Genomic DNA, 21975 nt, shown 5'->3' on the forward strand with positions numbered 1-21975 from the left:
CAAGTGTAGCCAAACCTACTCTCTGTCGACATCGGGCGAGAGGATCTCAGCCCGCGGTGTCACGCAGGGCCTGGGACAGGACGTCGACACCGGCCTTGAGCCGCTCGGTGTACGTCGCGTCCTGCCATCCCTCCCAACGGATCGGGGCGGTCACGGGGTCGTGGCCCGGCACGAAGACCGCCATGTCGATGCCCTCGACGACGACTCCCACCGGGGTGTCCTGCAGCTTGGCGTCGCCCGTCGGGGCGGCGCCGGCCGGAGTCGGGACGACGACGGTCCGCGACGACGGGTCCGCGAAGCCGAGCATCGACCACGGCAGCCGTAGGCGGAACACGGCGTTCCCCGCATCGCCGGCGACGAGTTGCCACGTGGCGAGGGTGTTGCCCGGGTCGCTCCAGTCACCCTCGATGAGGCGGCCCACCTCGAGGAACTCGGCCGGGCGGTCCTGCCCTGTCCCGGGAACGGTGTACGGACGGTTCAACGTCAGCCGCTGGAGCACCCACCCGTTCGCGTCGGGCCGGGGCACGGCCGAGGCCGGCAACCCGTCGAGCCGCACCGGGTCGAGCGCGCCCCGGATGAGGCACGCGGCCTGCCGCGCCCCCGGGTCGAGGGTCACCGCCACGTCGTATCGGGCCTGGCCCCCGCCGTCCGGCATCCGGATCCCGCCCTCGGGCAGGATCGAGAACCCCACGGACACCGGTGAACTCGGGGTGGCGGCGAGATCGATGTCCAGGTGGAGCCACGAGGCGTCGTGATCCACCGCGATCGACCGCACGGCACCATCGCCCTCGTACGGAACCCGCCGGCCGACGGGCTTCGGGTCGTGCGCCACCAGCCCGAAGAACTGCTCGTTGGTGAACGGGTCGTGCCACAGCGCGCGACGCTCGCCGTCCACGGGCGCGTGCCGCGGGACGGTGTTCCACGTGAACTTGAACCACTCGTCGAGCCACTCGAACACCAGGCCCCCCGCCAGGCCGGCGTCGGCGAACATCCGCAGCATCTCGGCGTTCATGCGCATGGCGTCCTGCTCGGAGTGATGCCCCTGGTCGCGCTCCAGACTCCCCCGGTGCGCCGAGCCGAGCGAGGACGGCACCCCGAACTCGCTCACCATCAACGGCATCGAGCCGTGATGCCGCGCCAGGTCGAGCAGGTAGGCGCGGTAGGGGTCCTCGGCCTCGACGTACGAGGGCTGCAGCATCTGGAAATCGGGGTAGTATGGGTAGGCGTGGTAGGACGCGAACGTGCCGCCGGGCCACCGATCCGAGGGCACGACGTGGTTGGCGTCGACACCCAACATGTCCTCGTTCGCGAGCGGCTCCTGAGGGTGCTTCAGCGGGTCCGCGGTCGGCCAGTTGGCATGCGCGATCGGCACGCTCAGCCCCGCAGCGGCCTCGAGAGCGGCCAGTTCGTCCATCCGCGCGGCGATCCACCGCTCGGTCGGCGTCGCCTCCGGATGCGAGGAGAAGTAGGTCCCCGCATGGGCGGGAGCGTCCGCGTTCTTCGCGTCCGAGGCCGACCCCGCCTCCGGGTCCCACTCCACCCCGACGATCCACGCCGCGGTCCACGGCGACACGTCGGCGGTCCAGGTGCCCGAGGCGCGGCCACGCATCTCCGAGCGACGCAGGGTGCCGTGCACGGCCGCACTCGCATCCCGGACCTCCGCGACCATCGCCTCGGTCGAGGCGCGCGAGAACAGGTCGTGACTCTCGATGTACGACTCGTCGGGCAGGTAGATGCCGTGCACCAGGTAGAGCGGCGCGCTTCGATGCGCCTCGTTGTACGCCTTCAACTCCTCGTACATGTGCGGCGGGTGGATGGTGTAGATCCGCAGGACCTGCACTCCGAGCTGTCCCATCATCGAGAACCACCGCCGGTAGTCCTCGCGGGTCACGGCGAGCTCCCCGGGACTGTGTCCCGGTGTCGTGCTGCCGAGATTGACCCCGGCCCAGAACGTCACGTCACCGGCAGTCGTGTGCAGGCGCAGGGTCGTGGAGTCCTGGCGGGCCAGGCACCGCAACCCGCCGTGCTCCTGCGGGCTCGGCGACCGATCCACCGGTGCACCCTTCTCCCCGCCCTGCCCGCCGGACCCCCCGGGCGACGAACACGCCGCGAGGACGCCGCCGAGGCTCCCGAACAACACCGCCCGCCTCGTCACGTCGAAGCCCGTCCCCACCTGTTCGCCTCCGGATCGCCTCGCCGCCGACGCCTCGCCACCTCGCGGCGGACCTCTTCTCCCATCGGCGCGGGCCGGTGGCTTCGTAGGCGAAGACGTTGCCGACGAGCAGGACTCGCGATCGCGACCACTTCACGGCCGTCGACGAGACCGGGGCAGTGGGGGCGGGTCCGGCGGCGTCGGCCATGCCCCCGAATGTCACTCCGTGCTCCTCAGTTCGTGCGCTCGCCGCACGAACCTGCGGCCGTGCTCCCCTAGTGCAGGAGCACAGCCGGAGTCTGGTGCCGGCGAGGTTCAGGCCGGGGCGTGCTCTCGAGTCGAGGCGTGACCGTCAGCGGCGAGATCGTGGACGTCGGCCGGCGGGGCGGTGGACGACCCGGTCGTGACCGATGGCCCCACCGAAGGCGAGCGCGAGAACACGCGCGGCCAGCACGAACGCGAAGAGCAGGAACGTCGACCCGATCAGCGGATAGAGCGGCATTCCCGGCGCCGCGTGGGGCCCACCCCGGAGACGAGCAGCACGGCCGCGATGACCGCGCAGGCCGCGGCGATGATGGACATGGTGATCTCGCGGACGAGCCCGGTCACGAACGCCCGGTCCTCGGCGTCGTCGAGCAGACGCACCCGCACGCTCAGCTCGCCGTCCTCCAACTGGCGTCCGACGGCATCCAGGCGGCGGGGCAGACGCTCGACGAGCGGCAGGGCCTGGAGCAGGCGCGACTCCAGCGTGCGCCGGACCTCCTCCGGCCGGAAGCGCTCGGTGAAGAGCCCCGCGCCCGCGACACGGGAAGACTCGACGAAGTCGATGCGCGGATCGATCGCGGCCAGGGTCCCCTCGAGCGCCCCGACGGCGCGGAACACGGCCGCGACCTGCCCCGGCACGGTGAATCCGTGGCGCACCCCGAGACCGAACAGGTCGCCGAACAGCCCCGACGTCGCGCCGCCGCCCCGGACGCGCACCAGCAGTGAGCCGATCTCGCGTTCCAGGCGGCGGTCGTCGAGACCCTCGGGCCGGTCCAGGAGCAGAAGTACGGCGTCGGTGGCGGCGACGGCGTCGTCATGATCGACGGCGAGCATGAGTCGCGCCACGGCGTCGCGGGAGGACCGGTCGAGCCGGCCGACCGAGCCGAAGTCGAGCAGGGCCAGACGGCCGTCGTCCTGCAGCAGGACGTTGCCGCCGTGCAGGTCCGCGTGGAAGACCCCGGTGCCGACGATCTGCCGCAGCACCAGACGCAGCAGTGACGCCGCGAGATCGGCACGCTGCCCGTCCGAGAGCCGGCGCAGCTCGGCATCGGCCCGCGAGATCGGCACACCCCGCACCCGTTCCATGACGAGAACCGCACGCCCCGAGTACCGCTCGTGGACGAACGGCACGTGCACGAGCGTCTCGGCGTCCTCGCCGGGGTCGGGGGCGATCGCCCGCACGTTGGCGGCCTCGACGCGGTAGTCGAGTTCTTCGTCGAGGCTGACGGCGAACCCTTCCACGAGGGAGCTGACGCCGAGGTCGCGGCCCCAGTCCGTGCGGGTCTCGACGCGGCGGGCCAGGCGCCGGAGGATGTCGAGATCTGCCGCCACCTGCACGTTCGCCCCCGGACGCTGGATCTTGACGACGACGTCGCTGTCGTCGTGCAACCGGCCGGCGTGGACCTGACCCACGGAGGCGGCCGCGAGCGGCACGGGATCGAGGTCGGCGAACACCTCCTCCAGCGGCGCACCGATGTGGCCCTCGAGCGCGGTGCGCATCGCCTCCCACGGCACCGGCTCGACCTCGCTGGTGAGCAACGACAGTTCGGCGGCCAGGTCCTCACCGACGAGATCGGCTCGGGTGGAGAGCATCTGGCCGAACTTCACGAACGTCACGCCGCCGTCGGTGAGCGCAAGCCGCAGCCCGCGGGCCAGCCGGCGCGAATCCTGCACGTCGCGGTGCGCCCCCAAGCCGAGCCGGCTCGACAGGCCGTGCCGCGTGGCGATCCCGACGATCTGCACGTAGCGGCGTTGCCGGCGCAGGCGGGAGGGGAGCCCGCGGACGAACAGGAGGGGGTTGGGCAGGCTGCCGGTCGGCGCGATGACCTCGAGCACCACGAGGGTCGCCACACCGAACGCCACGCTCCATGCCACCAGCAGCACGAGGACGGCGACGGCGAGCTCCGCCGGGACGCCCGAGACCGGAGAACCGTCGGCGCCGACGACTCCGAGGCGCCCCCGATGACACCGAGCACCGAGTTGCCCACCAGGGCGTACGAACCCGAGACGAGGAACGTGCGTGGCCACCCGACGGGCACACCGACCATCCGGCGGGTGACGAGAGCGAGGAGCGCGGTGTTGAAGACGAACGCCAGGATGACGAAGAGCACACGTGCCTCCGGTCGTCGGACGGGATGACGAGTGCATCGTGTCACGGTGCCGACCTCAGCCGAGGTCACGACCCGACGCTCGGACCGAGGATCATCGCTGGTCGGGGGCCTGACGGCCGGGAACACCGGCGCCCACCCCTCATCCCCACCCGGCCTGTGCGCAAATCCGACATGCGCCCGATGCCACCAGTTGAACGTTCGTCCATATTCTTGGCTTATGGCGGCCATCTCTCATTCACGCGGCGTTCACTCGGGGCCGGAGGCCCGGCATCGATATCGGACCAAGCGCGCAGGTCTGCTCCTTGCGCTCGTGCCCCTGGTGGCCACCGTCGCGTTCGGAGTCCTGTTCCTCGCCGACCGGCCCACCTACCTCGCGGTGGTGGTGGAGGACGGGCCCGTCGAGTTCGCCACCATGGCCGTGTACGTCGTCGCGGTGGTCCTCGCCCTCGTCGTGGCCCGCCGTCGGGCCGCTCTCGGGGACCGACTCGGCACCATCGCCTACGTCCTCCTGGCCGCCGGGTTCTTCTTCATCGCCGGTGAGGAGGTCACGTGGTTCCAGCGGCAGCTCGGCTTCGCCGGCCCCGAGGCCCTCGTCGAACGCAACATCCAGGGCGAGGCCAACCTGCACAACCTGCTCGGCCGGTACGCGCTGCACGGCGCCTACATCGTGGTCGGCCTCTGGGGCCTGGGACTCGGCCGCGTCGTCGCGCGATTCCTCCCGTTCGCCCGGCCCGTCTGGCTCTACGCCCCGTTCGCGCACCGGTGGACCTGGTTCTTCCCCGTCACCGGGTACTACGTGTTCATCGACTACGTCGGCCCCGTGCTCGTCGGCGCCCTCGGTCCGGCGCTGCAGGACATCGCCGACGGACCGGCCCGTTTCCAGGAGCCGATGGAGTTGCTGCTGGCCTTCGGGTTCGCCCTCTTCGTCCTCGACGCGCTGCGCATGACAGGACGCCCCGTCCGATCGGGCGGAGGACGGCCTCCGTCGCGACGGTGACCCCCGTGGGACCGCACCGGATGGAGATCCCCGGAGCGGCGGCTCGCCGATTCCTGTGGACGAGCGTGGCGATCACGGGTGTCCTCGGGGTCCTCTCCGCGCTCGCCTACCTCGTACTCGACCGTGACACGCACGGCGGCCTGTTCGACTACTTCTACGTCGGCACGGAGATGAATCTGCCCACCTGGTGGAACGTCATGCTCCTCGCCGCGATCGCCGTCACGGCCACCCTCGCCGCCGCCGTGTTCGCCGCCGAGCGCCTCGGCTGGGCGGCCATCGCGGCCACCGCCTGCTTTCTCAGCCTCGACGAGGGCTCCCGACTGCACGAGAACGCCGGCCTCGCCCCGGCCTACCTGGGCCTGAGCGTGCCCACGTTCGCGTGGGTGGCGGTCGGCGCGGTGGTGGCGCCGGTGGGAGTTCTGGTGCTGGCGTTCGCCACTCGCCGTCTCCCTCGTCGCACGCGACGGGCCCTCGCCGCCTGCGTCACGGTCTACATCGCCGCCGCCCTCGGGCTCGAGGCCGTGAGCGGCTACGTCATCGAGCAGGGCGGGTGGGGCACCTACCTCGCGCTCACCCACATCGAGGAGATGCTCGAGATGACGGCCTGCGCGTTCGCCGTCCACGCGATCCTGGCGCGGCTGCTCCCGCTCCGGGTCGAGGCCCCGGGGCGCGGCGGGCCGGCGTCGCGGTCTGCGCGCGAGGTCGGCTGAATCTCCTAGCCTGGCCCGATGAACGACTCCCTGGCATGGACGCCTGCGGCCGATGACGTGCAGTGGTCGGTGAAGGTCGTCGACCCGGATTCAGGCGCCGTGCTCGTGGAGAGGGACGCGTCGCGGCTGCTGAGATCGGCGAGCCTGGGCAAGATCTTCGCCCTGCGCGGGGCGGCCGACGAGCTGACCAGGAATCCCGACACCGCGAGACTCCGCCTGCCGAAGCCCGTCGACCACGCGGTGGCGGATTCGGGCCTGTGGCAGCACCTGGCCCAAGCCGACCTCGGCGTCGAGGACGTCGCCACGCTCGTCGCCTCCTGCAGTGACAATCTCGCGGCCAATGCCCTGATCTCGTGGCTCGGGCTGGACTCTGTGCGCTCCCTCGCCGCCGCCTGGGCGCCGGGAGGCTCCACGCTGTACGACTACTTCCGGGACGAGCGCGACGAGCGGGACGAGAGCCTTCCCGAGACGGTCAGCCGCGGGTGCGCCGACGACTACGCGGCGATCATGACCGATCTGTCGCTCTCGTCGGTGCCCTCACTGCGAGTGATGCGGACGTGGCTGCGGCGGAGCGTCGACTTCTCCATGGTGGGCGCCGCCACCTACCTGGACCCGCTCTCGAACACCGGCGCCTCGGACGTGCGGTTCATGAACAAGACCGGCTGCGACGACGGAGTGCGCGCCGACGTCGGCGTGGTCGGCCTCGGCGAGCACCGCATCGCCTACGCCGCGATCGCGAACTGGGGCCCGGGAGCCGAGCCCGGTCGGACCGAGACGGTCGTCGAGGACCTGCGCCGGCTGGGGTCGCGGATCAGGGAGCGTCTCGGCCGAACCGCGCCATCCCCCGCTCCAGCGCCGCGACGATCCACGGACGCAGGTCGGCCGGGGCGATGATCTCGTCGACCGACCCCACGCGCAGGGCTCGCTCGACGGAGTGGATGCCGTCGAACTCCTCGGCCATCTCGCCCAACTTCTCCGACCGCACGCGCGCCGTGACGTCGGCCAGCTCGGCCCGGGCCCGGCCACCGGCGGGCCCCGCGGCCGACGCCGCCTCGCTCGCCGCGACCACCCGCGGGTCGGCCGCCGTGCGCTTCTTGACCTCGCGGGCGAACACGGTCGCCGCCGCCGGCGCACCGCCGATGACCGAGGCGTAGGAGCCTTCGACCGCGGCGATCTGCATGCCCTCGTTGAGCTGCTTGGAGAACACGACGAACGCGCCACCGTGGTAGCGGGACACGACGACGAACACGATCGGACCGTCGAAATTGGTCACCGCGCGGCCGATCTCGGCGCCGTACTCCAACTGCCAGTTGCGCATCGACTCCGGTGATCCGTCGAAGCCCGACAGGTTGGCCAGCACGACGAGCGGCCGGTTGCCGCTGGTGGCGTTGATGGCCCGCGCCGTCTTGCGGGAGGCCTGCGGGAACAGGGTTCCGGAGGTCCACGCCGGCGGACCGTCGCTGGGCACGAACCCGGTCCGCGGCACGGCGTGCGACTCGAGTCCCAACAGGCACACGGGGATTCCGCCGATCGTCGCGTCCCACACGATCGAGGTGTCCGAGTCGCGCCAGTGCCGCCAACGCTCGAGTGGGGTGTCGTCGACGTCGGCGACGGCGCGCATCACCGAGCGCATGTCGAAGGGCTGCTTGCGCTCGGGGTTCTTGTCGAACACGTCGCCCACCGTCGTGAACGGCGAGGCCGGCAGCTCCCGGTGCGGGGAGGTGCGGACGTCGCGCCCCACCTCGTCCGTGGTCGGGCGGCGCCGCGGGAACCGCTCACCGGGCACGACGTAGGTGTAGTCGTAGTGGTGCAGCAGCACCCGGCAGGCGTCCTCGAAACTCGGTGCCCAGTACTGCGCCTGGCCGTTGGGCCCCATGATCCGGTCGTAGCCGCCGATGCCCGTGTTGTCCTCGGCCGCGACCGCGCCGGAGAACTCCAATGCCTGCTTGCCGGTGAGCACCATCTGACTCGCCGGGGTCATCACGAGGATGCCCTTGGTGTGCATGAGCATCGTCGCCTCGGCGTTCCAGTACGGCTGCCCGCCGACGTTGATGCCGGTGACGATGATGTTGATCTCCCCGCCGCCCTGGGTGAACTCGATGATCCGGCGCAGGGTGTTGCTGATCCAGTCCATGTTCTCGGTGCCCGAGTCCAGCGCGATGAGGGCGCCGGAGGACACCGCGTACCACTCCACGGGCAGTCGTTGCTGCTCGGCGTGGTCGAGGGCGGCGTTGATGCGGACGCACTCCGGCTCGGACAGGTTGCCCAGGCCCTGGGTCGGGTCGGACAGGATCGCCACCCGCCGCATGCCCTCGGGCACGACGTCGGTGTAGGTCGTGATCTCACCGACGACGAGGTGCGCCGTGTTCTGCGCCGGCTCACGATCGACCGGGACGAGCCGCGGTGTCCGGCAGTCCTCGTCGAGGTCGAACTCGGTGAACGACCCGTGCGGGAAGGAGCTCGTCTCCTCCGGCCCGGGCGTGAGCATGCGGATGATCTCGTAGGGGTAGGGCACCCCGAACCGCTCCGCGGTGAGGACCTTCTGGGCGTACCGGGTCAGCGGACGCACGGGTTCCGGACGCGGGTCCCCCATGCGCGCGGACAGTCCGCGACCGCCCAGGCCGTCGACGATGATGACCTTCTCGACCGGCCCGTCCTCACCGGGGACGTGCACGTGGACGGCCAGCTTCTCGAGTCCGACTCCGCGGGCCATCGGTTCGTAGGTGCGGGCGATGTCGGCCCACTCCTCCGGCGGCACGGTCCACTCGGGGCGGACGACCATGATGAGTCGGTTGGCCGCGGGGCGTTGCCGGGGCGGGAATCCCGCACGGGCGGTGCGCATCGCGGCGAGCGCCTCGAGCCCGAGACGTTCGAGCCGGGGGTAGGAGCCGCGTCCGCCGTCCTCGCCGACGCGGGTCAGGTCACGGGCCTCGACGAGTGCGAACAGCCTGCGGTCAGAAGGGTTCTCCTTGGCGACGCCGAGGAAGAGGTAGACGTCCTCCGGGGAGGGCAGGCGCTCGAGGGTGAAGTTGGAGAGCCGCCAGATGTCCAGCCGCTCGGCCATCACGGGGTGCAGGTTGCGGTAGACCGGCTCCTCGACCCACGCCCCCGAGGGGTCCTGCGTGAAGCTGACGTGCTGGGTGCGGGTGTGCTCCTTGCCGACCCCGGCGCGGCTGGTGACCGTGAGGTCGACGCGGGCCAGGCGGCGACCGACGTCCATCGGTTCCAGGCCGGCGCGCGTCGCCTCGACGAGTTCCTCGAGCCGGGGGATCGGACTGCGCCGCCAGGACAGGACGCCGACGACGACGTCGGTGTCCCGCGCCTCGTCCGTCAGCAGACCGGCGCGTTCGAGGTGAGCGCGCACCGAGGGGCCGAGGTCGTAGGTGTCGAGCAGCGCCGAGTACGTGGTGATCACGTGGACGCGGCGGCCCTGGTGTTCGTAGTCCGCGGAGGCCAGCGGCACGCCCTCGTAGGTGTCGATGACGAGGTCGGTCAACTCGTGCTGCCGGTAGTAGCGGCGCAGCGACACCTCGAGCAGGACTCCGCGGAGGTCGACGTCGTCGGGGTCGCTGTCGATCCACGACTGGAGCAGTTGGGCGCGGAGCGGATGCGGGTAGTCGAGCAGGGTCCGCACCGCGTCGGCGCGGGCCTCCGGCGTGCTGATACCCCCGGCCTTGAGGTCGGCCAGGAGGTCGAGCAACGGCCGACGGGCGCGCTCGACGAGCTCCTCCAGCGCGGGCTCCTCGAACAGGGTGTAGGCGAGGTCTCGGGCCAGTGCGGCCACGGCCGGGGCGCGTCCTTCGGCGGCCCGGGCCAGGCGGTCCAGACGCTCCCGCGCGCCGGTACCCAGCACAGCGCGGACCTCCGCGGCGTGGGTCATCCGGCGTTCGAGCACCGCGGTGATCGCGCCCGAGAGCGTCGGGACCCGCGAGAAGGAGCGGAACATCCACAGCGTCGCCGCGTCGAGTTCCCTTCCGGGAGCGAGGCCCTCCACGCCGTACCGGCCCAGGGCTCGGGCGAGACGCTGCCGGTAGCGCTCGGGCAGACCGGCGCGGTCGGCGTCGAGCCACTGCAGGAACGCGAGGAAGTACTCCTGGGTGTCGGCCGACTCCACCTCGGCATCGAGCAGGTGGGAGATGTCGCCCTCGACCCGCGGACGGTAGAGGGAGGCGAGGTCGGCGTACACCTCCAGCAGGGCGTCCTCCGCGGCGGCGAGGCGTTCGTCGCCCACCGGGACCTGCTCGGTGCACGCCTTCTGCTCGGCCAGGAGCGCCTTGAGGGCGGGGGCCGCGAGGTCGTATCCGAGCAGGTAGTCACGCAGGCGGCGGTACACGTCGACCGGATCCGTCGACGCGGCCGGCGTGGCGCCGGCCAACGGCGAGAGGTCCACCGACGGGGCGCCCACGGCGAGGGCCGGCGCCACCTCGCTGCGCACCCGCAGCAACGTCGCTCCGCGCTCGACCTGCGTGTTGGGCAGGACGGCGATCGAGGTGACGACCCCGTCGTAGGGCGAGACGACGCTCGACAGCATCTTCATGGACTCGAGCGTCGCGAGCAGATCACCGGCGTGTACCTCGTCGCCGACCTCGACGTGCAGGTCGGCCACCAGGGCCGGGCGGGGGTGCGCACGGCCATGCCGTCCTCGCGGACCACGGTGTGGGCGAGGCCGTCGATCTCGAGGCGGATCGCCGCGCCGGGTTCGGAGGCGATGACCCGGTACTTGCGTCCGGCACAGGTGAGTCGGCGTTCGAAGCGGCCGAGGACGTCGACGCGGGCGTCGACCTCGACCGACTCGCCTCCCGGTTGCGTCAGCGCCACGCGGTAGGTGGAGGGGTTGCGGCGTTCGACGACGACCTCGACGTCGGCGCCGCGGTAGTCGAGGGTGAGGCGGGCGCCGACGTCCTCCGGGCGGGAGGGGCGGCCCCGCGAGGCGCTGGCGAGGAACTCGGCGCGCACCGAGGCGAGGTCGGCCTCGTAGGCCTCGACCGCTGCGGCGACCAGGGCGATCGGGTCGGCCGGCGGCACGAGATCGGCCTGGCGGCGGCCGTACCACCCGTCGTCGACGGCACCGGTCTGCAGGTCGGGGTGTCCGAGCAGCAGCAGGAGGGCGGAGCGGTTGGTCACGGCCCCGTCGAGGACGACCGCGGTCCGCTCGACGGCGCGACGCAGCCGCTCCAGGGCCTGTCGCCGGTCACGGCCCCAGGCCCCGAGCGTCGTGACGACCCCGCGCACCTCGTCGTCGACGCGCGGGCTCACCTCGCCCCGCACGCCGACGCCGGTGGGCAGGTCCAGGAGCCGCACGCGGTGGGGTGCGGTGCTGATGCCGCCGCGGTCGGGGTCGCGGGCGAGCAGGGTGACGCCGAAGGCGTGGCCGTCCACGGGTGGGAGCGACTCGGGCAGCGGGCGGCCCAGCAGCAGGCCGACGCGGAGCTGGATGAGGAGCGTGGTCATCCCTTCGTCCAGTAGTGCCTGGTCGGGCCGCCCCTGGGCGTCCACGCCGACCACGGCGACCTCACCGGTGTCGTCGACGCGCAGGCGCACCGTGCATCCGCCCGTGAGCCCCGCCTCACGCACGACGCGCGTAGCCGTGTCCTCGAGCGCAGCCGTGACCTGCGACGACAGCCCAGAGGCGGGGAACTCCGCGAGCACGGTGTGGCCGTCGTCGAGTGCCACGACGTCACGCGGGGGAGGGTGAGGACCCGGTCGGCCGAGGCGAGGACGTCGACGTCCACCAGACGCGCGCGGCGTCCGGTGTCGGTGTCGGTGCGTTCAGCCGTGGTGTCGGAGGCCTGTGGCGCCGGCTCGGCCAGGCGGCGCAGCGCCTCCGAGGAGGGTCCCGCGACCGCCATTCCGGCCTGTTCGCACGCCTGCGTCAGGGCGAGGACTCCGGCGCTGGTGGGGACGCGGCCGAGCCAGACGCCGTCGATCCCCGCACCGGCCAGCGCGGTGACGATCGCGTCGACGGAGAGCTCCGCCTCGTCCCCGTCGGTGCTGCGCGGGGCGTCGCCCAGACCGGTGTCGGCGTCCAGCGCCAACGTCTCGGCGGCGTCGCGCCCGAACCACGGCACCGCGCCGGTGTGCGCCACGACGGTGGTGACGGCGGCGGCCGTCCCGTCGGCCCGCACGAGGTCGTCGACAGCCGACACCACCCTCGCCACCGATTCCCCGTCATCGAGGATCGCGAGCCTGAAGGATCGCGGGGTGGCGGGGGATTCAGCACGGTCCGAAATCATGCGCCGACCCTAGAGTGGGTCGGTCGTACGGAGAAGTAACCCCCTGCCAGGCACGCGGTGGGCCAGCGCGCCGGCCCACCGAAGGGGAAAGACGTCGCGGAAGGTTGAGCCGCACGCCCTCGCGACCTCACGCGGCTCTGCAGGCCTCTTCCCCTCCTGTCCCAGAGGCGGCTATCCACCGCCCCGAGCACGAGGTCGGGTGACCACAGCAACGGTTCACGCGCTCCAGGGTCCCCCCGCGGCACCGCGAGGGGACCCTTGGCCATCACGTCCTCAGGCGCCGGCCGTCCTCCGCTTGTTGAGGAGGTCGAAGGCGACCGCCGCGAGGAGCACCAACCCCTTGATGGCCTGCTGCCACGCGGGGTTGACCGCCATGATCGACAGCCCCATGTTCAACACGCCCATGATGAGCGCGCCCACGATCGCCCCCGAGACACGGCCGATGCCGCCCGTGACGGCGGTGCCACCGATGAAGCAGGCCGCGATCGCGTCCAGCTCGTAGTTCTGACCCGCCGCCGCCACCGCCGCGCCGGCTCGGGACGTCGTCACCACGGCGGCCACCGCGGCCAGGACTCCCATGTTCACGAAGATCCAGAAGTTGACGTTCTTCACCTTCAGGCCCGACAGGGCGGCCGAGTGGACGTTGCCGCCGATGGCGTAGACGTGACGACCGAACACGGTCTGACCCATGAGGAATGCGTAGAAGAGGATGAGCAGCGCCACGAGCACCAGGACGTACGGCAGGCCGATGGCGCTCCCCGCCAGCACCCAGGCACCGAACGCGATGAGCCCGGAGATGACCACGAGTTTGACGAGGAAGACCGGCGTGGACTCCATCACCAGCCCGTGCTTGCGCAGCGTGCGGCGGCTCCTGATCTGACTGAACACGAGTCCGGCGATGGCCAGGACCCCGACGAGGAGGGTGAAGGCGTCGGCGTTGCCCATGAACCCCAACGTGCCGAGCAGGCCACCGTTCGAGATGGACACGAACCCGGGCGGCAGACCCGCCACCGTCTCGCCGACGATGATGATCGCCAGGCCACGGAAGATGAGCATGCCGGCCAACGTGACGATGAACGCCGGAATGCCGATCACGGCGATCCAGAATCCCTGCCACGCACCGATGAGTGCGCCCAGACCGAGCCCCACCAGCACCGCGACTCCCCACGGCAGGTCCCAACTCATCATCGCGACCGCCACGACGCCACCGACGAAGGCGACGATCGATCCGACCGACAGGTCGATGTGACCGGCCACGATCACCATGACCATGCCGACCGCGAGGATCATCACGTAGGCGTTCTGCTGCACCAGGCTCGCGACGTTGTCGGGCATGAGGAGGGTCCCACCGGTGAGGACCTGGAACAGGGCCACGATGAGGATGAGCGCGCCGACGATTCCGTACTCACGCAGATTGACCATGCCTGCACGGCCCCTGTCGGGCGACGCCGAGGTCGCTCGCTCCGTTGCCGATCCCTCCGGCGCGACGGTCGCGCCGCTCTCGGGTACGGGAGTACTCATCGCCCCGCCACCTGCCTTTCCATCGTCATGTAGGTCATCAGTCGTTCCTGAGTCGCCTCCGTGCGACTCACTTCACCGGTGATGCGCCCCTGGGAGAGCGCATAGATGCGGTCACAGAGACCGAGGAGTTCCGGGAGTTCCGACGAAATGACCAGAACGGCCTTGCCTGCGTCGGCCAAGCGGTTGATGTGGGTGTAGATCTCGTACTTCGCACCGACGTCGATCCCACGCGTGGGCTCGTCGAGGATGAGGACCTCGGGCTCGGTGAACATCCACTTGCTGAGGACGACCTTCTGCTGGTTTCCGCCGGACAGTTGGCCGACGGAGACGTCCACCGTGGGCGCCTTGGTGTTCATGAGCTTTCGGTAGCTCTCGGCGACCCCGTACTCCCTGCCGGCGTCGACGACGCCGAACCTGCTCACCTTGCTCAGGGCTGCCGACGTGGTGTTGCGCCGAACCGTGTCGATCAGGTTGAGCCCGAAGCGCTTTCGGTCCTCGGAGGCGTAGGCCAGACCGGCCTCGATCGCGCGACTGACCGTGTCCACCTTCACCTCGCGGCCGTCGACGTGGACGCGGCCGGTGATCCGCGTCCCCCAGCTCCGGCCGAACACACTCATCGCCAGTTCGGTGCGACCCGCGCCCATCAGACCTGCGATACCGACGATCTCTCCGCGCCGGACCGTCAGATTCACGTCCTGGACGACGACCCGGGACGGATCTTGCGGATGATGCACCGTCCAGTCCTCGATGCGGAAGACCTCTTCGCCGATCGTCGGGTGGTGCTCCGGAAAGCGGTTGTCGAGGCTGCGACCGACCATGCCGCGGATGATCCGCTCCTCGGTGACGTGCTCCGGACCGTTCATGTCCAGGGTCTCGATGGTCCGGCCATCACGGATGATCGTCACCGCGTCGGCGATCTCGGCGATCTCGTTCAGCTTGTGACTGATGATGATGCACGTGATCCCGGTGTTCCTCAGTTCACGGATCAAGCCGAGGAGATGGGCGCTGTCTTCGTCGTTGAGGGCTGCCGTCGGCTCGTCGAGGATGAGCAGGCGCACCTCCTTGGACAGCGCCTTGGCGATCTCGACCAGTTGCTGCTTGCCGACACCGATGTCGACGACCTTGGTGTCGGGAGCCTCACGCAGCCCCACCCGTGCCAGGAGCTTGGCCGCCGCCGAGTTCGTCTCGATCCAGTTCATGACGGGACCGCGGCGGCGCTCGTTACCCAGGAAGATGTTCTCGGCGATCGACAGGTAGGGCGACAGCGCAAGTTCCTGGTGGATGATGACGATGCCGTCGGCCTCGCTGTCGCGCACGCTGCGGTAGGCGCACGCTTCACCGTCGAGCACGATCTCCCCGTCGTAGCTGCCATGGGGATAAATGCCCGACAGGACCTTCATCAGCGTCGACTTGCCTGCGCCGTTCTCCCCACAGATCGCGTGAACCGTGCCGCGCTCCACGGTGAAGGTCACGCCCGACAGCGCTTTCACGCCGGGGAACGTCTTGGTGATCTCGCGCATCTCGAGGATCACTTCTCGCTCTGTCTCGGACATCGTCGTCCTCGTCCTTTCACCGGTGTGGCGGTGCGTGTGCGCACCGCCACACGTCAGTGCGTCAAGGGCTCAGAGGCCCAGGTCCGCGGGGCTGTAGAAACCGGAGTCGACGAGCTGGGGCCGAACCGTCTCCTTGGTGACCACCACCGGGTCGAGCAGGTAGGTGGGAACGACCTTGACCCCGTTGTCGTAGGTCTGGGAGTCGTTCGTCTCGACCGTCTGGGCCTTCGCGACCTGATCGACCATCTTGGCCACCTGGTCGCCGAGCTTGCGGGTGTCCTTCCAGACGGTCATCGCCTGCTTGTCCGCCAGCATGTTGATGACGTTCGCCTTGTCCGCGTCCTGCCCGGTGACGATGGGGTACTCCGCGCCGGGCTTGTAGCCCGCACCCTCGAGTGCCTGCGTGATCCCGAGCGCCAGGGAGTCGTTGGGCGAGAGGACCACGTCCACCTTCTTGCCGCCCGTGTAGAACGAGTTGAGGCGGTTCTGCATCTCGGACTGGGCGGTGTCGGAGGACCAGTTCAGGACACCGATGCTCGTCCAGGCGTCGTTGGTCTTGGGAGCCTTGCCCGAGGGGACGGTGATCTGGCCCGACTGCACCATCGGCGACAGCACGTCCCAGGCGCCGGAGAAGAAGAACTTGGCGTTGTTGTCGTCCGGGGAGCCGGCGAAGGGTTCGAGGTTCACCTTCTCCGAGCCGACCTTGTCCTTGATGAACTGGCCCTGGAGCTGGCCCACCTTGTAATTGTCGAACGTCGCGTAGTAGTCGACATCGCCCGATCCGTTGATCAGCCGGTCGTAGGCGATCACCGTCGCTCCCTTGGCCTTGGCCGCAGCGAGCGCCGGGGTGAGGACCTTGCCGTCGATGGCGGCGACGACGAGGATCTTCGCGCCCTGGTTCGTCATGTTCTGGATCTGGGTGATCTGCTGGTCGGGCTTGTTGTCGGCGTACTGGAGCGTCGTCTTGTAGCCGTTCTGCTTGAGCAGCCCCTCCAGGTGGGCGCCGTCCTTGTTCCAGCGTTCGAGGGACTTGGTGGGCATCGCGATGCCCACCAAGGTGTCGGCCGGCTGGGCGGCCGAGCCGGTGGCGGCGGGCTGATCCCCGCCGCGGGTCGAGCTGCAGGCCGCCGTCGGCAGCGTGAGCAGGGCTGTGATCGTGGCGATGGTGCAGGCCTTGCGTGTGAGGCTCATCTTCGAGCTCCTCCGGGGTGTTTGTTTTGTGGATGAACGTACAACGGGAGACACCGAGAGAGAGGTGTCGGGTATGCGCAAGATGTGGCAATCCGAGATCAGCGGTCGGACAGATGTCGGCGACGCTCCTGATCCGCGTGACGGTCATAGGCGGAGAGCGCCTCGGTGGCCGTGGACCCCTCGGACCTGACCTCGACGGTCGGCGGCCAGACGACCGGCCGATCGGCACCCTGGAGCACCGTGGCAGCCTGGACCGCGGCACCGTTCGCGACGTACTCACCCGGTGAGGGGATCGTCACCGGCATGCCGAGGTAGGAGCCGGCCAGCGCCGCGACGGCGGTGGATCGCGCACCACCGCCGACGAGAAAGGCCTCCTCCACCGGGATGCCCAGGGACCGCACGGCCGAGACGCACCCGGCCATGTGACACAGCAGGCCCTCGACGGCGGCCCGGGCGAGGTTCTCACGCGTCATCGACGCCAGGGTCATGCCGAAGAGGGAGCCCGTCGCCGCAGGGAGGTCGGGCGTGCGCTCACCCTCCAGATACGGGATGTGCACCAGTCCTCCGGCCCCCGCGTCGGCGGCGAGCGCCAGCCGAGAGAGTTCCTGGTGATCCACGCCCAACACGGCCCGCATGGCGTCGAGGATTCGGCTCGCGTTCAACGTGCACGCGAGCGGGAGGAAACGGCCTGTCGCGTCCGCGAATCCGGCGACGATCCCGGTGGGGTCCGCGACCGGGGCATCGGCCACGGCCGCCACGACTCCGGACGTGCCGAGGGAGACCATGGCCTGCCCTGGGCCGAGACCGAGACCGAGTGCCGCACCGGCGTTGTCACCGCACCCGGGAGCCACAACGGCACCCGAGGGGGTGCGTCCGGCCGAGGCGAACGGAGACAACACCGTCGGCAGGACGAAGCGGTCGGGCGATACCTCGCGCCACAGAGCCAACGACAGCAGATCCCAACGGTATTCACCCGATGAGGGGTCCCAGTAGCCCGTACCCGAGGCGTCGCTGCGATCCGTGGTGAGCTCGCGGATGTCCGAGGAGCCGCGAAGCTTCCAGGTCAGCCAGTCGTGCGGGAGCGCCACCGCCGCCACGCGGGCCGCAGCCTCCGGCTCGTTGTCCGCGAGCCACCGCAACTTGGTGATCGTGAACGAGGCGACGAGGCCGCTTCCGGTCGCGTCGACCCAGGCGGCCCGCCCCGCCTCGTCCGTGTCACCCAACTCCCGCGTCAGATCGGACGCGGCACCTGCGGACCGGACGTCGTTCCACAGCAGGGCCGGGCGAATCACGTCACCGCGCTCGTCGAGGCACACCATCCCGTGCTGCTGCCCGGCCACGGCGATCGCCTCGACATCGTCGAGACCGCCGACGCCCTCGATCGAGGTCAGCAGGGCCTGCCACCACGCATCGGGGTGCACCTCGGTACCCGCGGGATGCGGCGCCGAGGCCTGCCGGACCAGGGCGCCGGTCTCGGCGTCCCGGACGACGACCTTGCAGGATTGGGTGGAGCTGTCCACGCCTGCCACGAGCGCCACGGCGACTCAACCGATCAGGTGCTCGAGGGCGAGCTGGTGCAGCCGGACGAAGCCGTAGTCCCGCTTGGCGACCTCATCGGCATCGAAATCGGCGGTCGCCGCGACGAGGTCGGCGACCGTTTCGCCCTCGGCCAGGGTGGGGGTGGCGAGGTCGTAGACGCCGGAGTACTCCATCGCCTCCTTGACCTGCGGATCGGCCCGGAACGCCTTGGCCTTCTCCGCAAGCATCAGATACGTCGACATGTTGGCCTTCGCCGACTCCCAGACACCCTCGGTGTACTCGGTCCGCGACGGCTTGTAGTCGAAGTGCTTCGGGCCCTCGTACCGCGGCGCGTCGGGCGAGGCGGGGAAGCCGTTCTCCACCAGGTCGACGGTGAAGAACGCCGAGAGCAGGTTGCCGTGCCCGAACACCAGGTCCTGGTCGTACTTCAGACCACTCTGGCCGTTCAGGTCGATGTGGAACAATTTGCCGCTGAACAGCGCCTGGGCGAGACCGTGCGTGTAGTTGAGGTTCGCCATCTGCTCGTGCCCCACCTCGGGGTTGAGGCCGACGATGTCGCCGTGCTCGAGATCGGCGATGAGCGCCAGAGCGTGACCGAGGGTGGGGAGGAAGATGTCGCCCCGCGGCTCGTTGGGCTTCGGCTCCAGACCGATGCGCAGACCGTACCCCTGGCTCTTGATGTAGCCGGCGACGGTGTCCAGCCCCTCCTTGTATCGAGCCAAGGCGGCGTGCAGGTCCTTGGAGGAGTCGTACTCCGCACCCTCACGACCGCCCCACATGACGAAGGTCGAGGCGCCCATCTCGGCCGCCAGATCGACGGCCTGGATGATCTTGGCCAGGCCGAACCTGCGCACGCTGCGGTCGTTCGACGTGAGGCCGCCGTCCTTGAAGACGGGGTGGGTGAAGGTGTTCGTGGTCACCATCTCGATGACGAGGCCGGCCTGGTCGGTCGCATCCTTGAGCCGGCCGGTGATGCGCTTGCGCTCCTCCGCGCTCGCGTCGAAGGGGAACACGTCATTGTCGTGGAACGTGATTCCCCAAGCGCCCAGCTCGGCCAGCTTGTCGGAGTACTCCCAGGGGTCCAGCACGGTGCGGGTGGGGGTGCCGAACGGGTCGCCACCGGGCCAGCCGACCGTCCAGAGTCCGAAGGAGAACCTGTCGTCCTTGGTGGGTTGTCTCGTCATCTCGCCACTCCGTTCTCGTTCGTTCCATATTTGTTTCGTGGTGAAACTTAACCCTGGTTTCGACTAGAGTCAACGGGTGTCGACGATTCCTTCCCGCCCGCGGTCGCAGCACGTCTCCTCGGTGCGCCCCAACGCGAGCCAAGAGACGCTGCGCGAGTCCAACCTGGCTCTCGTGGCGGCCACCGTCCTCGCCGCGACCGACGGGATGTCGCGTGCCCAGGCGGCTGCGGCGACCTCACTCACGCGGGCGACCGTCTCGCGGCTCGTCGACGACCTGATCGGGGGAGGCATCCTCCGGGAGAACGGGAAGGTGGCCGGCGCGCCGGGGCGACCGGCCACGATGCTCGGCCCCTCCGACCGCCTGTGCGCCCTCGGCCTGCAGGTCAACGCCACCTTCCACCTGGCTCGGCTGGTGACCCTCGACGGCTCGACGGTCGACGAGATCTACACGCCCGCCGACCTCATGGCCAGCGACCCGACCGAGGTCCTGCCCAGGTTGGGACGTGATGCCCGGACCCTGTTGGCGAGGCAGGTCGGCAGCGACCGACGGATCGTCGGCGCGGGCCTCGCGCTCCCGGGAATCGTCGAGCCCGCCTCCCGCACCCTGAGACGGGCACCGAACCTCGGGTGGACCGATGTCGAGGTCGCCCCCCTGCTCGGGTTGGCGGACGTCGGCCTGTCTCTCCTCGGCAACGAGGCCGATCTGGCGGCGTTCAGCCTGGCCCGGCCCGCGCCGGGACGGCTCGGACCGGTCACCGACTTCGTCTACGTCTCAGGGGAGATCGGGGTCGGCGGGTCGGCGGTCGTCGCGGGCGAGGTCATGCCCGGCCGCCATGGGTGGGCCGGGGAGATCGGCCACATGTGCGTCGACCCCTCCGGCCCGCCGTGCCCGTGCGGCTCCTACGGATGCCTCGAGCGGATCGCGGGGTGGCGGGCGTTCGAGGACGGTGCGGGACTGCCCCACGGGTCGAGCGTGTCGGAGTTCCTCGCCTGCTACGACTCCGGTCACGAAGGCGCGGCGCGGGCGGTCCGGCGTGCCGCCGACGCTCTGGAGACCGCGCTGGTCAGCGTCGTCAACCTGCTCGACATCCAGACGATCGTCGTGGGGGCCACCTCGCGGCCCTGGAGGGTCTCGTCCTGCCGCAGGTGGAGGCGCGGGTGGGCGCGCGGGTCCTGGCGGGCACCTTCGACGGGACGCACGTGACCGTGACGCCTCACGCCACCGGCGAGGACCGCGCCCCCGCCGCGACGGGCGCCGCGGTCGCCGTCCTCGACGACGTCATCCGGCACCCCGCTGCGTGGATCGACGCGGGTTTCGCAGAACGCAAGGCAGGACAGCGATGAGCGAACCCGTCCCCTTCGGGCAGACACCCGACGGCCGTCAGGTGCACCTGTGCCGGCTGGAGAGCGGTGGCCTGACCGCCGAGGTCCTCACCTTCGGCGCGACCCTGAACCGGTTGGTGTGGCACACCGGGAGAAGGCCCCTCGACACCGTGCTCGGCTTTCCGTCGCTCGAGGCCCGCCTGCGGCACCCGAACATCTTCCTCGGTGGCGTCGTCGGCCCCTTCGCCAACCGGATCGGGGGTTCACGGATGACGATCGACGGCGTGGAGCACACCCTCACGGCCAACGACGGTCCGAACTGTCTGCACGGTGGGGACGCGGGGATCGACAGGCGCATTTGGGACGTCGTGGCACTTCGCGGCGACTCGGTGACGCTGCGTCACGTGTCCCCCGACGGCGACGGTGGCTTTCCCGGCCCGATCACCGCCACCGCGACCTACACCGTGACGCGGAACCGTCTCGATCTCGAACTCACCGCCGTCTCCGAGCGGCCGACGGTGGTGAGCCTCGCGAGTCACGCCTATCTCAACCTCGCCGGAGGGGTCGATCGACGGGCACACCCTCCGCGTCCCCGCCGAAGAGCTGGTGGCGGTCGACGCCGCAGGCATACCCGAGGCCCGATCATCCGTCGTCGACGCCGGATTGCACCTGCGGCGCCCGACAGACCTGGCCGACGTCCGCCGTCGGGACGTGCCCCTCGTGCGGCTCCTGGGCGGCGTGGACCTACCGTTCCTTCCCGACGGGTCGGGTCGCCGAGTGGTGGCCGAACTGTCGCTCCCCTCCACGGGGCGGTCCCTGGAGCTGTGGTCCGACCAGCCCTGCCTGCAGGTGTACACCGGCAATGCCCTGACCTCGACCGCGCCCGGCCACGACGGCCGGTTGTATCGCCCCGGAGACGGCATCGCCCTGGAACCGCAGTGGGTGCCCGACGCGCCGAACCAGTCGTGGACGCCCACGCCGATCCTGCGCCCGGGCAGTCGGTACCACTCCCACACGTCGTGGAGCTTCACCCAGGCCTGATCCCGGCCGACCGCCATCATCGGGCCGACTGCCCACCACCCGAAGCGAATTCGCCTGACGAAACCCCTTGAACAACCCGCGCCGACGCTTTAGTTTTCTCATACAACAAATCGCCGAGGGCGGGATGTGCCGGCGTGGTCGACGCCTGTCGGATCA

17 protein-coding genes and 1 pseudogene are annotated in these 21975 nt (G+C 70.3%); 7 read left to right on the forward strand and 11 right to left on the reverse strand.

Annotated elements, in window-relative coordinates:
• Nucleotides 1–46 precede the first annotated feature (46 nt).
• The 3 genes from QQK49_RS17790 to QQK49_RS17800 all read right to left on the reverse strand — a co-directional run bounded on the left by QQK49_RS17790 (nt 47) and on the right by QQK49_RS17800 (nt 4444).
• Nucleotides 47–2140 carry a hypothetical protein gene (locus tag QQK49_RS17790; protein ID WP_284305134.1) on the reverse strand — a complete coding sequence of 698 codons (2094 nt, stop codon included), beginning with the start codon at nt 2138–2140 and terminating at the stop codon, nt 47–49.
• Between the two features lie 364 nt (nt 2141–2504).
• Nucleotides 2505–2654, reverse strand: a complete 150-nt coding sequence (locus QQK49_RS17795; protein WP_284305135.1) for a hypothetical protein — start codon at nt 2652–2654, stop codon at nt 2505–2507.
• The gene (locus QQK49_RS17800; RefSeq protein WP_284305136.1) at nt 2636–4444 is read right to left on the reverse strand and encodes an ABC1 kinase family protein; all 1809 of its coding nucleotides are present in this window, start codon (nt 4442–4444) and stop codon (nt 2636–2638) included. Before QQK49_RS17800 ends, QQK49_RS17795 begins: the two co-directional genes overlap by 19 nt.
• A gap of 393 nt (nt 4445–4837) precedes the next feature.
• Here QQK49_RS17800 and QQK49_RS17805 point away from each other — a divergent pair, with 393 nt between their 5' ends.
• From QQK49_RS17805 to QQK49_RS17815, 3 genes are read left to right on the forward strand one after another with little or no spacing between them, the layout of a single operon-like run.
• Complete coding sequence (locus tag QQK49_RS17805) at nt 4838–5524, forward strand: hypothetical protein (RefSeq protein WP_284305137.1); 687 nt, start codon at nt 4838–4840, stop codon at nt 5522–5524.
• Between the two features lie 5 nt (nt 5525–5529).
• The gene (locus QQK49_RS17810; protein WP_284305139.1) at nt 5530–6234 is read left to right on the forward strand and encodes a DUF8692 domain-containing protein; all 705 of its coding nucleotides are present in this window, start codon (nt 5530–5532) and stop codon (nt 6232–6234) included.
• Between the two features lie 18 nt (nt 6235–6252).
• Nucleotides 6253–7128: a serine hydrolase gene (locus QQK49_RS17815; RefSeq protein ID WP_284305140.1), complete on the forward strand. Its 876-nt coding sequence runs from the start codon at nt 6253–6255 to the stop codon at nt 7126–7128.
• Here QQK49_RS17815 and QQK49_RS17820 read toward each other — a convergent pair.
• The 8 genes from QQK49_RS17820 to xylA all read right to left on the reverse strand — a co-directional run bounded on the left by QQK49_RS17820 (nt 7046) and on the right by xylA (nt 19455).
• A complete protein-coding gene (locus QQK49_RS17820) occupies nt 7046–10840 on the reverse strand; it encodes a carboxyl transferase domain-containing protein (protein ID WP_284305141.1) in 3795 nt (1264 codons plus the stop codon). The genes QQK49_RS17815 and QQK49_RS17820 overlap by 83 nt on opposite strands.
• A complete protein-coding gene (locus QQK49_RS17825) occupies nt 10768–11775 on the reverse strand; it encodes a biotin carboxylase domain-containing protein (RefSeq protein WP_284305142.1) in 1008 nt (335 codons plus the stop codon). The genes QQK49_RS17820 and QQK49_RS17825 overlap by 73 nt, the downstream gene beginning before the upstream one ends.
• The gene (locus QQK49_RS17830) at nt 11682–12467 is read right to left on the reverse strand and encodes a hypothetical protein (RefSeq protein WP_284305143.1); all 786 of its coding nucleotides are present in this window, start codon (nt 12465–12467) and stop codon (nt 11682–11684) included. The genes QQK49_RS17825 and QQK49_RS17830 overlap by 94 nt, the downstream gene beginning before the upstream one ends.
• Before the next feature lie 273 nt (nt 12468–12740).
• Nucleotides 12741–13889 carry a multiple monosaccharide ABC transporter permease gene (mmsB, locus tag QQK49_RS17835; RefSeq protein ID WP_284305144.1) on the reverse strand — a complete coding sequence of 383 codons (1149 nt, stop codon included), beginning with the start codon at nt 13887–13889 and terminating at the stop codon, nt 12741–12743.
• 95 nt (nt 13890–13984) lie between these two features.
• Complete coding sequence (gene mmsA / locus QQK49_RS17840; protein ID WP_284305146.1) at nt 13985–15541, reverse strand: multiple monosaccharide ABC transporter ATP-binding protein; 1557 nt, start codon at nt 15539–15541, stop codon at nt 13985–13987.
• A gap of 69 nt (nt 15542–15610) precedes the next feature.
• The gene (locus QQK49_RS17845; RefSeq protein ID WP_284305147.1) at nt 15611–16732 is read right to left on the reverse strand and encodes a substrate-binding domain-containing protein; all 1122 of its coding nucleotides are present in this window, start codon (nt 16730–16732) and stop codon (nt 15611–15613) included.
• 98 nt (nt 16733–16830) lie between these two features.
• Nucleotides 16831–18270, reverse strand: coding sequence for an FGGY family carbohydrate kinase (locus QQK49_RS17850; protein WP_284305148.1), 1440 nt, complete (start codon nt 18268–18270; stop codon nt 16831–16833).
• Nucleotides 18271–18276: 6 nt separating this feature from the next.
• Nucleotides 18277–19455: a xylose isomerase gene (gene xylA, locus QQK49_RS17855; protein ID WP_284305149.1), complete on the reverse strand. Its 1179-nt coding sequence runs from the start codon at nt 19453–19455 to the stop codon at nt 18277–18279.
• Nucleotides 19456–19531: 76 nt separating this feature from the next.
• Here xylA and QQK49_RS17860 point away from each other — a divergent pair, with 76 nt between their 5' ends.
• The 4 genes and pseudogenes from QQK49_RS17860 to QQK49_RS22935 all read left to right on the forward strand — a co-directional run bounded on the left by QQK49_RS17860 (nt 19532) and on the right by QQK49_RS22935 (nt 21819).
• Complete coding sequence (locus QQK49_RS17860; RefSeq protein ID WP_284305150.1) at nt 19532–20659, forward strand: ROK family protein; 1128 nt, start codon at nt 19532–19534, stop codon at nt 20657–20659.
• Nucleotides 20660–20661: 2 nt separating this feature from the next.
• A complete protein-coding gene (locus QQK49_RS17865; protein WP_284305151.1) occupies nt 20662–20799 on the forward strand; it encodes a hypothetical protein in 138 nt (45 codons plus the stop codon).
• Nucleotides 20796–21326, forward strand: a pseudogene (locus QQK49_RS23390) (aldose epimerase family protein); the annotation flags it as partial. The gene QQK49_RS17865 and the pseudogene QQK49_RS23390, both read left to right, overlap by 4 nt.
• Nucleotides 21327–21345: 19 nt before the next feature.
• Nucleotides 21346–21819, forward strand: coding sequence for an aldose epimerase family protein (locus QQK49_RS22935; protein ID WP_348536268.1), 474 nt, complete (start codon nt 21346–21348; stop codon nt 21817–21819).
• The last annotated feature ends 156 nt before the right edge of the window (nt 21820–21975 follow it).

The organism is Mobilicoccus caccae (assembly GCF_030161635.1).
GTDB classification, from domain to species: Bacteria; Actinomycetota; Actinomycetes; order Actinomycetales; family Dermatophilaceae; genus Mobilicoccus; species Mobilicoccus caccae.